Origin of the sequence: Parvibaculum sp., assembly GCF_049672805.1 — a bacterium.
In the GTDB taxonomy this organism is placed as follows: Bacteria; Pseudomonadota; Alphaproteobacteria; order Parvibaculales; family Parvibaculaceae; genus Parvibaculum.
The window spans coordinates 1-14,858 of the sequence record NZ_JBATWS010000412.1; the positions used below are offsets into that span (position 1 = coordinate 1).

A 14,858-nucleotide genomic window follows, 5' to 3' on the forward strand; every position below is an offset into this window, starting at 1 on the left:
AACAGCAGCGCGCTTTTGCTCTGATCTTCCCTCGGCCCGCCAAGCCCTGCCTGCTGGCCATAGACCGCGCCCGGCAATGTCACGAAAACATCCACATGGTCGCCCGCCTGCAAAAAGCCGCCGGCGATATCTTCTTCGGCAACGCGGATCGCGAAGGCGCGCTGGCCTTCGGGCACGAGCGCTGCGATGCCTGCATTGACGGGATCGGCGCTCAGATCCGCATTCAGGACGAGTTGCGAGGCGCGAATATCTCTCGTCGCGACGCGGCCGATAATCTGTTCCCGGTCCGCGAAGCTGCCGCCGGGTGCTGTCCCTTCCAGACGCCGCGTTGTCAAATCACCGGAGGTGATCGCCTGACCGCGCACAATGTCCCGCATCGCGACAATGACTTCGGACGACGCCGGCCGATCGGCGACAGCCGGCGCCTCGGCGGAAGATACAGATGCCTCGTTGCGGGCTGAGAGATTGAGCCAGATCAATACCAGCGCGGCTGCGATGAGACCCACGCCCACCACAACCAAAGCACCAGGATTTTGCTGGATCCGTCTTGCGACGTTCATGCCCTCTTCCTCCTCCCGGATCGCGCGGCGACCCCTGCCCGTCGAGTCGACGGTTCCTCCAACTCGGATCAATTACGAATGGAAACGGTCAACAAATTGCTAACACCCCAATACTAAACCGGTCATTTTAGGTAAAACGCTCGTTTTGTTTGAATTGGCGACAATAATTAAATGAGTACTTCAACTACGCACTTGATGATTACAGAACGAATATTTCAATAAAATTGATGTATTCAACTCACACACCGATGGTGCGAAGCAGAGTTCGTATGAAGATGATTTCCGCAGTGGATCGGTGCCTTTCGTTTCCAGCCCGGAAAAGCCGCCAGTCACTCGAACGCAACAAACAGAGCTGCCCTGCAAATACTTCCTGTCTTTCGTCTGATACAGGCTAGGACGCAGAACCAATTGTGTGTGCAAGATATCGATCAGAAATGTGACGCTTTTTAGCCCGAATAATCGACATAACTCACACATCTCGACATTCGTGTACGGAATGCTCCGTGTTACTCAAATTAAATACAGTACTCATCTTTATTGCCTCTCCCTGACTTGTACGATCAGTTCAGGGAATATCTGGTGAGGGAGAGGACATGTTCCGTAGCAAGAGCATTTTTCTGGCGGCAGCTTCCGGGGTTGCCATGATGTGTCATCCGGCGCTGGCGCAGAGCGTTGGCCCGCTGAACCTGCCCTCGCCCGGCACGGTTCTCTCTCCGCCGCCGCCTGCCCCGGAACTCGAGCGCCGCGAAACACCGAAGCTCCGCGAGGAACTCGGCCTTCCCGATGCATCGGAAAAGCTTCTCGACTTCAAGGTTTCGAATGTGCGCATCGTCGGCGCCACTGTCATTGACGAGCAGATACTTGCTTCCGCTTTCGATGATCTGCTCAACCAGCCGATAACGGCAGGACAGCTCCGCGCGGCGCTTGATCGTGTCAACGCCATCTATGCGAAGGAAGGATATGCGCTGGGCCGGGCTTATATTCCGGCGCAGGTTGCAAAAGGCGGCACGCTGATCGTGCGCATTGTTGAGGGATATATCGGCGAGATCCGCATCAAGGCCGATGATGAAGCCGTGCGGCGCATGGTTGAAGAGTTCAGCCGCCGTATCGTTGCCGAGAACCCGCTCCGTCAGGAAACGCTGGAGCGTTATCTGCTGCTCATCAGCGACATACCGGGCGTGACGCTCGATGGACGTCTGCAATCCATGGATATCTACTCAGGCGCCGCAACGCTCGCGCTTGATGTGACGAGCGAAAAGCTCTCGGCCTCCACGGCTGTGGACAATCGTGCAAATCTGGATTCCGCACCGTTTCAGGCCTACCTCACGGGCTTTCTCAACAATATTTTCGGCTATGGTGACCAGTTCTCGCTGACTGTTCTGGCGACGCCGGAAATCGAGCGGCAGCAATATGTGCGCGGTGCATTTTCGAGCTTCATCGGCACGGATGGACTGCGCGCCTCGGGTGGTCTTTCCTATGCAAGTTCGGAACAACCGGACCTGCCGGCCGGCATCGAGCTTGTCAGCGTGAGCAAGCAGGCGGATTTCCTACTTTCCTATCCGCTCATCCGCGCGACGAAGGAAACGCTCAACACCTTTTTCGGCGTCTATTACACGGATGCAGAAAATGTGCTGAACGGCTTCACATTCAGCAGGGATGCCGTGCGCGCTGCTCATATCGGAGCGAATTACAGCTCGCGTATCGGGCAGGACGTGACAGTCGGCACACATATGCGCCTCACCAAAGGCTTTTCCGTTCTCGATGCGGGGCCGGAGAACACGCCGCATTCCCGCCTTGGTGCGACGGCGAATTTCCTCAAGCTGCAAGCTGGTGCCACGGTGAACTATGCTGCGACGGAACGGATGCTTCTCACTCTGCGGACGGAAGGGCAATACAGCCCCGACTCGCTTTTCAGCTCCGAAGAAATCACCTTTGGCGGCACGCGCTTTGCCCGTGGCTACAATAATTCGGAAGTGAGCGGTGATAGCGGGCTTGGTGCCTCCATTCAGGCGAGCTACCGCTTCGAAAGCGAGGCGCTGGGTGGCTGGTCCATCACGCCCTATACATTCGTCGATCACGCCAATGTCTGGAACACGGATGTGGACAGGCAGGGCGATGCGCGGCTTTTCTCCACGGGCATCGGCGTGAACTTCTCCAATCGCCGCTGGCTCTCCTTCGGGATCGAGCTCGACAAGCCCATCAACCGCGTGCCGCTCTCCCAGAGCGACAAGGATCCGCGGCTGTTCGTCTCCTTCGAGGTGCGCTTCTGAGGCGGCGCCTCGAAGCACCGCACGTCAGCGCAAACAGTCCCTTTGGGTGGTGAATGCAATCCCGAGCCGTGGGCCACAACGTCTGCGGCTCTGGATTGCTTCGCTTTCTTCGCAATGACGGGGAGCTTCTGAACGCCACCTGGCGGCCTCGTTGCGAGAAGTCGCGCAAGCGGCGGCAATGCATTTAGGACTAATCAAGAGCCCGAATACTTCCCGGCGGCCATGGACCGCACGTGAAAAAGGCCCGGCTTTCGCCGGGCCTTTTATTCGCAAGCTTTATTTTAGCGCCTGCCGAGCAATCCGCCAAGGCCGCCCAATGCGCCGGTGACCGGGGCAAGTGCATCGCCCACGACGGGGACCGAGGAAATCACCCCGGTGACCGGTTCCAGCACCCCGCCCTGGGCGGCGCCCGGCGCGGGTGCAGCAGGCGTGCCGAGGAGATCACCCAGAACCGGGGCGGAACCGAGCACCTGTTGCGCGGGGGCGGCGACACTGCCAACCGTGTTGTTCACGCCGCCCAGAAGCGCGCCGAGACCCGGCATGGCAGGCTCCAGTGCGCCCGCAAGCGGCGAAGACTGGCTTCCTGAGACAATACCGAGAACGCCAGTGGCGGCATCGCCAACGACACCAAGCGGCGGCTCGGACACGGGCACAAGATTGCCCACGAGACCGCTGTTTCCGCCGGACAGCGGGTTGTTCGTGCCCACAAGATTGCCGACGAGATCAACGCCGATCAGATCGGCAACCAGGCCGCCCGACCCAGTCACACCAAGCGCCGGGGCGCTCGAGAGACCCTCCGTCAGCGTATTGAGGGGCAGCGTTCCTCCCGGCAGCGCCGCCGTCAGAGGCTGTGTGAGTGATGCGAGCGGCGCGCCGATGCCCTGCGCATCGAGAATGGACCCGAGAAGCCCGTCATTGCCGCCCGCAAGGCTCGCGCCGAGAACACCGCTCGTATCAAGCGCGCCACCAAGAAGGTCCGTGCCTGCTAGATCGGACACAAGCCCGCCCGAACCGAAAATGCCAAGTCCTGTGAGTTCCGCACCGGACTCACCTGCGAGCACAGCCGCGGCGGAAGGAAGGAGGCCGGTTCCGCCGGTTGATCCCAGAATGGCACTGACCAGATTGCCCTGCCCAAGCCCTGCTTCAAGAAGACCGCCGACCGGATCAGTGCCCAGCACGTTGCCAAGTACGCCTTCATTGCCCGTGACGCCAAGACCGCTTGTGCCGCCCCCGCCCGCACCGGGAGAAGTGACGCTGCTGACAAGGCTACGGCTGCCGCTTCCTCCCACTTCCGACGACATGGAAATCTTGTCAGCGCAGCCCGCAAGACCAAGACAGATCACAGAGGCAACAAGAACACGTCCCGACATGGCTTTCTCCCTCACACCCTCCGGCTCCGGCAAGGCGCACGGCCTTTGCCGTTTTCATCCCTTTCCTTTTAGGGGAGTGGTTCGCAATAGCGTGTCGGCTTATGTCCTTTTGTGTGCGCGACCTTAACAATGGTGCACTTGTGATTTTCCATGATGCGTGTGCGGAAGATTTCGGGTTAATCCTCCGCTAACATCTCGAATGCCTAGATAGGCGATCTCTGCCCGATGTGGCACGATCTGCGGCCAAGCTCTGGAGGAAAGCATGACGCGGCTGTCTCAATCCGTTCTCCCACATTTCGGGAAAGATGAGAGCGGCGTCATTTCCGTGATGGGCGCGCTGATGTTGATGCTCGCGCTCGCCGTTGCGATGATCGTGGTTGATACGGGCGCGCTTCTCTATGCAAAGCGCCAGCAACAGGCCGCAACAGACGCCGCCGCGCTCGGCGCGGTACGCCAGCTCGACAATCCTCAAGCCGCAGCGGAAGCGATATTCAGCCTCAATGATTACGCGACGGAGAATGTGCAAGCGAGAGGCATCTATTATGTATCGGATGCCTCACGCGCACCCGCCGAGCGCTATTTCGAGATCGGCGAGACGGCGAGCGACGGAACGCTGGTGAGCGCCGCGAACATCAATGCGGTGCGTGTGCGCCAACTGACCGACTCTCCCACCTATTTCGCGCGGCTCTTCGGCTTTGGCGACATGACGCAAATCGAGACGGTGGCTGTCGCGGCGTTGAACAAATATGTGTCGTTCTCGGCGGGAACGAGAATCGCCTCGCTGAATGAAGGGATTGCCAATCAGGTGCTTGGTGGCCTGCTCGGGACCACGCTCAACCTTTCCCTGATCGACTACAACGCACTTGCCGACACGAATATCGGTGCGCTCACCTTTCTCGATGCGCTTGCTTCTGAAGTGGGGCTTGATGTCGGTTCGGACACCTATGGCGATCTTCTCGGCACGACTGTCACTGCGGGAGATATTCTTGATGCGGCAATCGATGTGCTGAATGGCGAGACGGCGAGCGGCAATCCTTCTGCCGCCAAACTCGCCTTGCAGACGGCACTCAGCCCGGTGAGCAATGCAACTGTGCCCGTGAACCAGCTTCTCGACGCCACACCCTTCGTGAACCGTACCATCGGCTCCGTCCAGTCTGCCGTGGGGAATGATATTCCCTACAATGTCCTCGACCTTCTCTCCGGCAGCGCGATGATCCTTGGCACGGGCAAGGCGGTGGGCTTCAACACGAATGTAAACGTTGCTACACTGGCATCCGTTACGGGATCGGTCAGCGTTGGCGAACCGATGGCCCATATGGCGCTCGGAAAAGTCGGAGATTCGGTCAGCACCGCACAGGTCAGCATTCAGCTTCAGGCTGGAGTTAATGTTCCTCTTCTTGGCCGTATACTGAATATTCCAATCTATCTTCAGGCGGGAAGAGGCACCGCTACCGTTGCAAGCATCCCGTGCATAACGGGGGGCACTCAAGTTATTCTGTCAGGAGCAACTGATGCGGGCCTTCTCAGAATCGGCACGAGCAGTACCAACGAAGCCACTATAAGCGTTCCGATCTTGCTAAGTTTTCGCATAAGTGGTTCGGTACCTGTTAATCCAAACGGACCTCACAACATTCCATTTACGGTGTCTGACTACGGCAAGCCTGTGCCGACACCGAATAACTCAAACATAAACCTGTTCGGACAGCTAGGCAGCGCATTGAGCATCACCAATCTGAGCTTGCTCGGAATACTGAATCTGACGCCTTTAGGAACAGTCTTATCGGCCCTGCTGTCTGCTATAGGAGGTGCGCTTGCTCCTCTGGAAAGCCATATTATCAACCCACTTCTTGACACTCTTGGTATCAAGCTAGGCGCAATGGACATGATTGTTCATGGCGCGAAGTGCAACGCGCCGACGCTGGTGGGTTAGGCCGCATATGATCGTGGTTCACATTTCCGCCAGCCCTCATTTCGAAGAAGAGCAAAGAAATGCGCGCAGTGATTTTCGATGATGATGATGATCTCGCACAGGAATGTGCGGAAGCATTGCGCATACGGGGCTATGAGACGCGCACGCGAAATGAGGAGCGGGATTTTGCCGTGCTGCTGGAAGAGTTTGCGCCGGATCTCATCCTGCTTGATGTTCACATGCCCGATTTCAATGGTGTCGAGGCATTGCTGATGCTGGCAAAGAGTCCACGCAAGACGGAGACAGCCGTGATCCTCATGTCGGGTGCGCGCGACGGTTTGCTTGATACAGGCCGTGCCCTTGGCGAAGCGCACAATATTTGCCTGCTTGGCACCTTGAACAAACCCTTTGCGCTGCAGGCGCTCGACCGGCTGCTTCAGCAACGCCACCTCCACGCAGTTGCGCCTGCTTCCGGCGACGCTCACAAAACTCGACATTGATGTCCCGCGAGGGAACGCAGGGATTTACCCGAGGTTAAACCCCATGGCGTTTGATGGTCCCATGGTGCGCGGTATCGGCCGTGTGCCCCATGTGAGGACAGAAGATGCGTGCCTGTGTGCTGGTCGCAGACGACGATCCCTTTCAGTTGCAGGAAATGGCCGAGTTTCTGCGCGGTCGCGGCTTCGACGTTATCGAAGCATCGGACGGCCATGAGGCAATCGGGATGATTACCCGGATGCGTCCGCGCGCATTGATGCTGGATGTCAACATGCCGGGATGGGATGGCGTGCGCGTAGCCGAAGCGGCGCGCGGCCTCGACCATAAAGTCGTGACCATTCTGATGACGGGCGAAGCGGAAAAATACGATTATGCGAGCCTGGCCGATTGCGGCGCCGTCGCCGTGTTCCGCAAGCCGGTGCCTGTCGCGCAGATCACCGGCTTCCTGCAAAACGCGCTCGGCCGCAGCAACGCGGCCTGAGCACGCTTTCTCGCGCCCTAATCCTGCCCTGTCTCTTTTTCGAGATCGCGCAGCAGGGTTTCGAGCCGCTCCATCATCTCCGGCCTGTCGGCCTTCATCGCCTCGATCCGCCGCAACATGCTCTTCGCGGTGAGGTAAGCGACATTATAGCGGCGACTGACCTGTGAAGCTGTCAGTGTCCGGTTGGCAATATGGGTGAGGTGAAAGAACTTCACCCAGACCGATACAGGCAGTCGCGAGCGATGGAGATGCGTGCCTGATGTGACGCTGTACTGGCAGCGACGGCACGCCTTGCATGTCCATAGCCCCGGCCTTGTGCTCAGGCGGCTTGCGGCATTCTTCGCGCCACAGCCCGGGCAGACCGGACCCTCCGGCCAGCGCGCCCGCTCCAGCAGAGCGCGGCTCGTTTCTTCGGACTCCAGCATGTCCGCCACCGAGCGCGGCCGCTCGGAGCGATGTTCATTCATGCCGAAATGGCGTTCCTGATAAGCCTCATGCACCATTGTCACCCGCCTCTTTGTCACCGCACCCATGCGAAAGTCGCCGCCCGCTCCCCGGCTGCAAGGGCGTAAACGCGCCGGCACATTGCCGGGCATTCACACAGCCGTTGACCAATCTTGATTTGGGTGCCGCTCAAGTCATTGGGAATTAGGTCGAATTGTGTAACCGCGGCTCACGCAGGGCGGCGCAGCACAGGGGAAGCCCCCACGGGGCAGACCGGCCGGTGGGTCGCCGGATAGCAGAAAGGGGGCACGGACGCCCTGATCAAATCAGCTGAAACACACAGTTGTTTGGCCCGCCGCTTTGTTCTACCTTGCGCCCGCTTCGCCGGATCGGGTTCTCCCCGGCCTCAGGCACCCGTAGCTCAGCTGGATAGAGCGCTGCCCTCCGAAGGCAGAGGTCACACGTTCGAATCGTGTCGGGTGCGCCATTTACTCCCGTTAGTTGCGGCAAATCAGCGGAAGGCGAAGAGTTCGTGGCGGATGAGCCGGGCGGGGAAGCCGTGGTTTTCCGCGCGGGCGCGGATCGCGCCGAGCAGTCCCTTCGGACCGCACACCGCTATGTCCAGCGAGGCCTTGTCGGCTCCTGTCACAAGTTCGGCAAAGCGCCTTGTGAACATCTCCGAATTGGGTCCGGCGGAAACGGGTATGAACTCTATGCCGCGCTTTTCAGCCATTTCCTTCAGCACATCCACTTCGGGAAAAGCGCGGCCCGGTGTGAAGAAATAGAACAGCGTCACCCGATCAAAGCCGGTCGCTTCCTCGTCTCTCAGCCAAGCGATAAAGGGCGATATGCCTACGCCGCCGCCGATCCAGATTTCGTGGGCGCAATCCGGCTTTCTCTCGAAGCGGCCATAGGGGGCATAGACATCCGCATGCATTCCCGGTTCGACCCGTGAGACAAGCTCGGTCGTGTAGTCACCGAGAGCGCGGATGACGAAACAGATCCTCCCGTCTTCACGAGGACCCGATGCAATGGTGAATGGATGCGGCTCGCGCAGTCCGTCAACATTCATGCGCAGGAAGCCGAAATGGCCCGGCTGAAAACTTGCGCGATGGCTCATGGGAGCCAGTTCGATTTCTGCCGCACTTGCACCCCGCGAGACACTGACAACCTCGTAGTGACCATGGCGCGCCACCAGCGGGTAGAGCAGCAGCTTGTAGGCAGCAGCGATGACAGCGAGCGCCGAGAGCCCTGCCAGCCACAGACCGGCGGGGCTGACAAGTGCGACGGGTGACTTGATGCTGAGCCAGTGAAAAATCACGATGAGGAAAAGCGGCCCTGACAGGCGGTGCCACCAGCGCCATGTGCTGTAGCGAATGTTCCGGTTGAGTGCGAGCAAGACAATGCTCATCACGGCAACGAAACTTGCCTGCCTGACGAAACGGGTCCATCCGGATGGCAGATCGAGGATCACCCCCACCTGCCACAGAGGATCGCCAGCCTTGAAGAGAAGGTGGATCGAGGCGAGAGAAAGAGCCGCCACGGCAATCCATTTGTGGGCATCATAAACACGGTCGAGCCCGCCGAAGCAGCTTTCAACTACCGCCCATCGCGCCGCGAGAATGGTTGCACAGGCCATCAGCGCCAGTGCGGAAACGCCGCTCGCAAGGCTCAGCGTTGCGATGGTCAGCCATGTTTCTGCCGGAACCGAAATCAAGGTCAGAACGAGGCTGATGGCGATGATCGTAAAGACCGCATGCCACGATTTCATGATGGCAGCTCCATGGTTGCGGCAGTGAATGGCCTGCCTCTCCAGCATGGGACGCAGAATGAGGGGCGGTCAATTCGTTAACTGACCGTTCCTGACACCCGCGCGCACAAGTCGCAGTTTTGGCGCGCCGCCCCCTTGTGAGATAATCGAGATCAACTTTCATTATCATCCGCTACAGCGAGCCATCTCAGCGGGCGGGCGGTCAGGCAGGGTTTATGTCGAGGACGCTTTATCTTATTGGCGGCTTTGTCGCGCTTGGCCTTGGCGGGCTCGGTGTGATCCTGCCGCTGCTGCCGACCGTTCCCTTCATCATCCTTGCGGCGTTCTGCTTTGCGCGCAGCAATGAGCGGCTGGAGCGGTGGCTGGTGGAGCATCCCGTTTTCGGAAAACATATTCGTGACTGGCGCGAGAGGGGCGCCATCTCGCGCAAGGGCAAGCAGGCGGCTCTCATGGCCTTTGCTGTGAGCGCTGTCATCGCGCTCATCTTCGCACCGCTTCCCTGGTCGCTCGCGCCGCTTGCGGCCATGCTGATTTGCGGTACCTGGATCTGGACCCGGCCCGAGGTCTGACCGCCTGAAACGAAAACGCCGCCACCCGTTTCCGGGAGGCGGCGCTCAACGCGAAGCCGATGCGGCTTACTTCGCCACATTGATGATCTTGAGCTGCGTGAACTCGGCAAGGCCTTCCTCGCCAAGCTCCGACCCGATGCCCGAAAGGCGCGCACCGCCAAAGGGAATGTTCGGTGCAAGCTCGGCATGCTTGTTCACCCATACCGTGCCGCTTTCAAGCTTGGTCGCAAGCTCATAGGCCTTGTTGGTGTCGGCCGACCAGATCGAACCGCCAAGACCGTAAGGCGATGCGTTCGCGCGGGCGATTGCATCTTCCGGGTCCGAATATTTGATGACCGGAAGCACGGGACCGAATTGCTCTTCATCAACAAGGCGGGACCCATCGGTGATGTCGCGCACGATGGTCGGGCGGATGAAATAGCCCTTGTCGGACGGCACATCGCCCCCGGCGATCACCTTGCCATCCTTTTTCGCCTCGTCGATCAGTGCCTTCACCTTCTCGAACTGCATACGGTTCTGAAGCGGCCCGAGCTGCGTGCCCTGCTCCAGACCATCACCGACAACGGTATTGTTCGCGATGGTGGCAAGCTCCTCGCACATTTCGTCATAGATGCTTTCATGCACATAGAGCCGCTTCATGGCGATGCAGACCTGACCCGAATTCTGGAAGGCGCTCTGGAAGAGTTTTGGCGCGGCTTCCTTCGGGTTCACGTCATCCAGCACGATGCCTGCGTCATTCCCGCCGAGTTCGAGCGTGATGCGCTTGAGGAGACCGGCTGCGCCCGCCATCACCTTCTGGCCGGTCGCGGTGGAGCCGGTAAAGGAAATCTTGCGTACATCCGGATGCGCAGTGAGCGGAGCACCGAGATCATTTTCATCGGCAAGGATGTTGACGACGCCTGCGGGGACAATGTCCTTGATGAGCGCGCCGAGCTTCAGCGAAGTGAGCGGCGTGGTCGGTGCAGGCTTCAGCACCACCGTGTTGCCTGCGAGAAGGGCGGGCGGCAGCTTGAAGGCCATGAGGATCATCGGGAAGTTCCACGGCACGATGGCACCGATGACACCGAGCGGACGACGATGCGCTTCAACACGCTTGCCCTCGCTGTCCTCGATCACCTTCACCGGCAGATCAAGCGCCGTGAAATAGCGGAAGAAGGCGGCGGTGCCATAAACTTCACCCGTTGCATCACCGATGGGCTTGCCCTGTTCCTGCGTCAGCAGGCGGGCGAGATCGGAGGCATTTGCCTCGATCACATCAGCGATGGCGTTGAGCACTTTCTTGCGCTCATCGAGCGATTTCGCGCTCCAGGCCGGGAAGGCGGCCTTGGCGGCGGCGACCGCTTCATTGAGCTGCGCTTCCGAGGCGCGCGGACAGGCGGCGACAGGTTCTTCCGTGGCCGGATTCAGGACATTCGATGTTTTCGCGCCATCGACGAGCTTTCCGTTGATGAGGAGCTTGTATTCGCTCATGCCTTCCATTCTCCCTATAAGCTCCGTTCGCCGGAGCGCTCTTATAATTAAGGCCGGACAAAGACTAGCTCCGTCCGGCCTCATTGACGATTCAGAAATTACGGTCGGTCAATGCGTGCCCGTCCGAAGCTCCGGCTCGGAGGCGCGGTGCGACGAGGGGACGGACGCCTTGATGCTCTCGCCGCCAAACCGCTCGCAGGCAGCCTGCAGACGCGTGATCTGGTTTTCGACGCGGCGACGCTGCTCCTTCACAGCGGCAAGCCGCTTGCGGAAGAAGTTTGAGGCAATCCGGTTCTGCTCGCTCAGATCATCCTTGCGGTAGGAATCAAGGATCTGCCTGATCTCATAGAGCGTCAGGCCGAGTTCACGACCATTGAGGATCAGCCGGAGACGAGCCCGGTCGCGTGCCGAATAGATCCGTGTCTGACCACGCCGTTCCGGCTCGATCAGCCCCTTCTCCTCATAGAAGCGCAATGTGCGGTGCGTAATGCCGAATTCATTGGCGAGTTCGGTGATCGTGTAGGTCATGTGATGCAACCCCCGTAAAGGATCGGGCGGAAGAAGCTCTTCCGCCCATTGAACCACTGTTACTTGAGACGTTCGATGATGACGGCCGGCGCCATGCCACCTGCCGCGCACATGGTGACGAGGCCGTAGCGCTTGTCCTGGCGCTCAAGCTCATCAAGCACGGTGCCGATGAGGATCGAGCCGGTTGCGCCGATGGGATGGCCGAGCGCGCAGGCGCCGCCATTCACATTCACCTTTTCGCGATCAAGATTCAGATCACGGATGAACTTTTCGGCGACAACGGCAAAGGCCTCATTGATTTCGAAGAGGTCGATATCCTCAACCTTGAGACCGGCCTTTTCGAGAACCTTCTTTGCGGCGGGAACCGGCGCGTTGAGCATCAGCGTCGGGCAGTCACCCATATTCGCCGTTGCAACGATGCGCGCACGCGGCTTCAGGCCGTTCTTCTCCGCATAGCGCTTGGAGGCAAGCAGGATCGCCGCCGCGCCGTCCACGACGCCGGACGAGTTACCGGCATGGTGGATGTGGTTGATCTTGGTGAGCTGCGGATACTTCTTGCGGATCAGATCGCCATAGGTCGTGCCTTCCGCATCAACGGGAATGCCCGCCCATGCTTCGAAGGACGGCTTCAGGCTGGCAAGACCTTCAAGCGTCGTCTGCGGACGCGGGAACTCTTCATGGTCGAGGGCGACCGAACCGTCGTCATTGTAAACGGTGACGAGCGACTTGTTGAAACGGCCCTCTTCAATGGCCTTGGCCGCGCGCTGCTGCGAGAGGAGAGCAAGCTCGTCCACCGCCTTGCGGTCGATGCCTTCGAGCGTTGCAATCGCGTCGGCGCAAACGCCCTGCTGCGACTGCGGATGCTTCTTGCGCAGCGAGAGGTTGCCGGCATCCATCATCGGTGGCGTCTTCGGGTCTGCGGTCGCCGAGGTGTAGCTCATCATTTCGGTGCCGCCCGCAATGACGAGATCTTCCATGCCGGACATGATCTGCGCTGCGGCAAGGTTCACCGTCGTGATGCCCGAGCCGCAGAAACGGTCAAGCGTCACGCCAGAGGCGCGAATATCATAGCCCGCATCAAGCGCTGCCATGCGGCCCATGTCACCGCCCTGCGCGCCGCGCTGGGAAGAAGTGCCCCAGATCACGTCGTCCACTTCGGCGGTGTTCAGATTGTTGCGCTCGGCAAGGGCTGCCAGCACGGTGCGAGCAAGATGCTGCGGATGCAGATGGGCAAGCGAGCCTTTGCCCACCTTGCCAATGCCGCGCGGTGTGCGGCAGGCGTCAATGATATATGCGTCGGACATTCATGTATCTCCCTGTTTCGGTAACCTGTTTTATTTCTGTCCCGTGAGAAGAACGACCTTCACACATTTGCCTGCATGCTGGTCGGCAATGGCCTGATTGATCTCGCTCAGCGGATAGGTTTTGACGAGCCGGTCAAATGGCAGCTTTCCCTGACCGTGCAGCTCCATCAATTCGGGAATGAAAGTATCGGGGTCGCTGTCGCCCTCGATAATGCCCTTCACCGTGTGGCCGAAGGTAACGGCCGTCATCAGGTCGCCCGGCATGGGCGTTCCGGGCGGAGCAATGCCGACAACGCCGAGCGTGCCCTTGGGCGCAAGGCAACCCATCGTTGCCTGAAGAAGCGGCGGAATGCCTGTCGTGTCGAAAGCGTAATCGACACCCGCAGGCAGAATCGCGCGAATGGCGGCAGGAAGATCAGTTGCTTCTGCCGGATCAAGCGCATGGGTCGCGCCGAGTTCAAGCGCGAGCTTGCGGCGCGCCTCATGCGGTTCAAGCACGATGATGGTTTCGCAACCCTGCACCACCGCGCCCATCACGGCGGAAAGGCCAACCGCGCCCCCACCCAGCACGAGAAGCGATGAGCCCTTCTCACAGGCAAGCGAGCGCATGATGCCGCCCGCGCCTGTCTGGATGCCGCAGCCAAGGGGGCCGGCAAGCTCCAGCGGGAAGCTCTCGGGCACCTTCACCACATTGCGCTCATAGGTGATGCAATGGGTGGCAAAGGAGGACTGGCCGAAGAAATGGCTCGCAATCTCCTCGCTGCCCGCACGAAGCGCCTTGCTGCCATCGGGCCTCATGCCGGCATAGTTGAGCATCGGCATGGTGTGACAATAGGCGGCGTCACCCGCATCGCAGCGCGGACACTCGCCGCAGGAGCGGAAGGTGATGGCAACCCGGTCCCCCGGCGCGACCTTCGTGACCGCACTTCCGACCTTTTCGACAAACCCTGAGCCTTCATGGCCGAAAACAGCGGGCAGCGCGATGGTCTGGGACGCCTTGAAGACGAGATCTGTATGGCAGAGGCCCACGCCGACCACACGGACCAGAATTTCATCCGGCCTTGGATCGTCGATATCGAGCTCCTCGAGGCTGAAATCCGCCTCGGGGGCGCGCGCAACCGCCGCTGTGACCTTCATGCCTGCCTCCCCAAAATCCGCTTGCGCGGTTATTTTTAATGGCGCATTTAAAAATTTAAATCTACATTTAAATCGAAAATCGCGGTCCTGCAAGGAGGCCTTTCGTGGAGGGGCATGAAAAGGGGAAGGCGCGGGCGGCGCCCCAGCGCCCCGCTGCGCGGGATTTGCTGCTGGATGCGGCAAGCCTGGTCATGAGCGAGCGCCAGACCATTGACGTGCCCCTGAGCGATATTGCGGCGCGGGCGGAAGTGAATGTCGCCCTGGTCAGCTATTATTTCGGGGGCAAGGAAGGTTTGTTGCTGGAGCTTGCCAAGCGGGACGCCACCACGGCGCTCAACGAACTCGACCGGCTTCTGTCTCTCGACATGAAACCTGCCGAAAAGCTGCGGCGGCATATTGCAGGCGTTATCCGCACCTTTTTCCGCTATCCCTATCTCTACCGGCTGCTGACGGTGCTGATGCGTGACAGCTCGGAAGAGCGTGCGCGAGAGATCACAACCTTCTTCGCGGAGCCTCTTGCACGCACCGCGAAGGAACTGATCGAGGC

Annotated in this window: 14 protein-coding genes and 1 tRNA gene; 7 read left to right on the plus strand and 8 right to left on the minus strand. The window is 59.7% G+C overall.

Annotation, left to right across the window (positions count from 1 at the left end; translation table 11 throughout):
• Window positions 1–560: Flp pilus assembly protein CpaB (gene cpaB, locus WBF74_RS12785; RefSeq protein WP_424440507.1), on the minus strand; the 560-nt coding region annotated here is incomplete at its 3' end.
• A 593-nt stretch (window positions 561–1,153) separates the two neighbouring features.
• Between cpaB and WBF74_RS12790 the strand changes: the two genes are divergently transcribed.
• The gene (locus WBF74_RS12790; protein WP_424440509.1) at window positions 1,154–2,830 is read left to right on the plus strand and encodes a ShlB/FhaC/HecB family hemolysin secretion/activation protein; all 1,677 of its coding nucleotides are present in this window, start codon (window positions 1,154–1,156) and stop codon (window positions 2,828–2,830) included.
• Between the two features lie 281 nt (window positions 2,831–3,111).
• Here WBF74_RS12790 and WBF74_RS12795 read toward each other — a convergent pair whose 3' ends face one another.
• Window positions 3,112–4,200 carry a hypothetical protein gene (locus tag WBF74_RS12795; RefSeq protein WP_424440511.1) on the minus strand — a complete coding sequence of 363 codons (1,089 nt, stop codon included), beginning with the start codon at window positions 4,198–4,200 and terminating at the stop codon, window positions 3,112–3,114.
• A 262-nt stretch (window positions 4,201–4,462) separates the two neighbouring features.
• On the opposite strand from WBF74_RS12795, the gene WBF74_RS12800 reads away from it, so the two are divergent.
• From WBF74_RS12800 to WBF74_RS12810, 3 genes are all read left to right on the plus strand, one after another.
• Window positions 4,463–6,130: a pilus assembly protein TadG-related protein gene (locus WBF74_RS12800; protein WP_424440513.1), complete on the plus strand. Its 1,668-nt coding sequence runs from the start codon at window positions 4,463–4,465 to the stop codon at window positions 6,128–6,130.
• 59 nt (window positions 6,131–6,189) lie between these two features.
• Window positions 6,190–6,609, plus strand: a complete 420-nt coding sequence (locus WBF74_RS12805) for a response regulator (RefSeq protein WP_424440515.1) — start codon at window positions 6,190–6,192, stop codon at window positions 6,607–6,609.
• Window positions 6,610–6,713: 104 nt separating this feature from the next.
• Window positions 6,714–7,088, plus strand: a complete 375-nt coding sequence (locus WBF74_RS12810; protein WP_424440517.1) for a response regulator — start codon at window positions 6,714–6,716, stop codon at window positions 7,086–7,088.
• Between the two features lie 17 nt (window positions 7,089–7,105).
• Here WBF74_RS12810 and WBF74_RS12815 read toward each other — a convergent pair whose 3' ends face one another.
• The gene (locus WBF74_RS12815) at window positions 7,106–7,621 is read right to left on the minus strand and encodes a transposase (RefSeq protein ID WP_424440519.1); all 516 of its coding nucleotides are present in this window, start codon (window positions 7,619–7,621) and stop codon (window positions 7,106–7,108) included.
• A 321-nt stretch (window positions 7,622–7,942) separates the two neighbouring features.
• Between WBF74_RS12815 and WBF74_RS12820 the strand changes: the two genes are divergently transcribed.
• Window positions 7,943–8,019, plus strand: a tRNA-Arg gene (locus WBF74_RS12820).
• A gap of 24 nt (window positions 8,020–8,043) precedes the next feature.
• Here WBF74_RS12820 and WBF74_RS12825 read toward each other — a convergent pair.
• Window positions 8,044–9,303: a ferredoxin reductase family protein gene (locus WBF74_RS12825; RefSeq protein ID WP_424440521.1), complete on the minus strand. Its 1,260-nt coding sequence runs from the start codon at window positions 9,301–9,303 to the stop codon at window positions 8,044–8,046.
• A 215-nt stretch (window positions 9,304–9,518) separates the two neighbouring features.
• Between WBF74_RS12825 and WBF74_RS12830 the strand changes: the two genes are divergently transcribed.
• Window positions 9,519–9,872: a YbaN family protein gene (locus WBF74_RS12830; protein ID WP_424440523.1), complete on the plus strand. Its 354-nt coding sequence runs from the start codon at window positions 9,519–9,521 to the stop codon at window positions 9,870–9,872.
• A gap of 66 nt (window positions 9,873–9,938) precedes the next feature.
• Here the strand turns inward: WBF74_RS12830 and WBF74_RS12835 are convergent, their stop codons facing one another.
• The 4 genes from WBF74_RS12835 to WBF74_RS12850 form a co-directional block, all read right to left on the minus strand.
• Entirely contained in the window at window positions 9,939–11,342 is a 1,404-nt protein-coding gene (locus tag WBF74_RS12835) for an aldehyde dehydrogenase family protein (RefSeq protein WP_424440525.1), read from the minus strand.
• Window positions 11,343–11,450: 108 nt separating this feature from the next.
• A complete protein-coding gene (locus WBF74_RS12840) occupies window positions 11,451–11,870 on the minus strand; it encodes a MerR family transcriptional regulator (RefSeq protein WP_424440527.1) in 420 nt (139 codons plus the stop codon).
• Window positions 11,871–11,929: 59 nt separating this feature from the next.
• A complete protein-coding gene (locus WBF74_RS12845) occupies window positions 11,930–13,174 on the minus strand; it encodes an acetyl-CoA C-acetyltransferase (RefSeq protein WP_424440529.1) in 1,245 nt (414 codons plus the stop codon).
• A gap of 30 nt (window positions 13,175–13,204) precedes the next feature.
• On the minus strand, window positions 13,205–14,311 hold the full coding sequence (locus WBF74_RS12850) for an NAD(P)-dependent alcohol dehydrogenase (protein ID WP_424440531.1): 1,107 nt from the start codon (window positions 14,309–14,311) through the stop codon (window positions 13,205–13,207).
• A 104-nt stretch (window positions 14,312–14,415) separates the two neighbouring features.
• Here WBF74_RS12850 and WBF74_RS12855 point away from each other — a divergent pair.
• Window positions 14,416–14,858: TetR family transcriptional regulator (locus WBF74_RS12855; protein ID WP_424440533.1), on the plus strand; the 443-nt coding region annotated here is incomplete at its 3' end.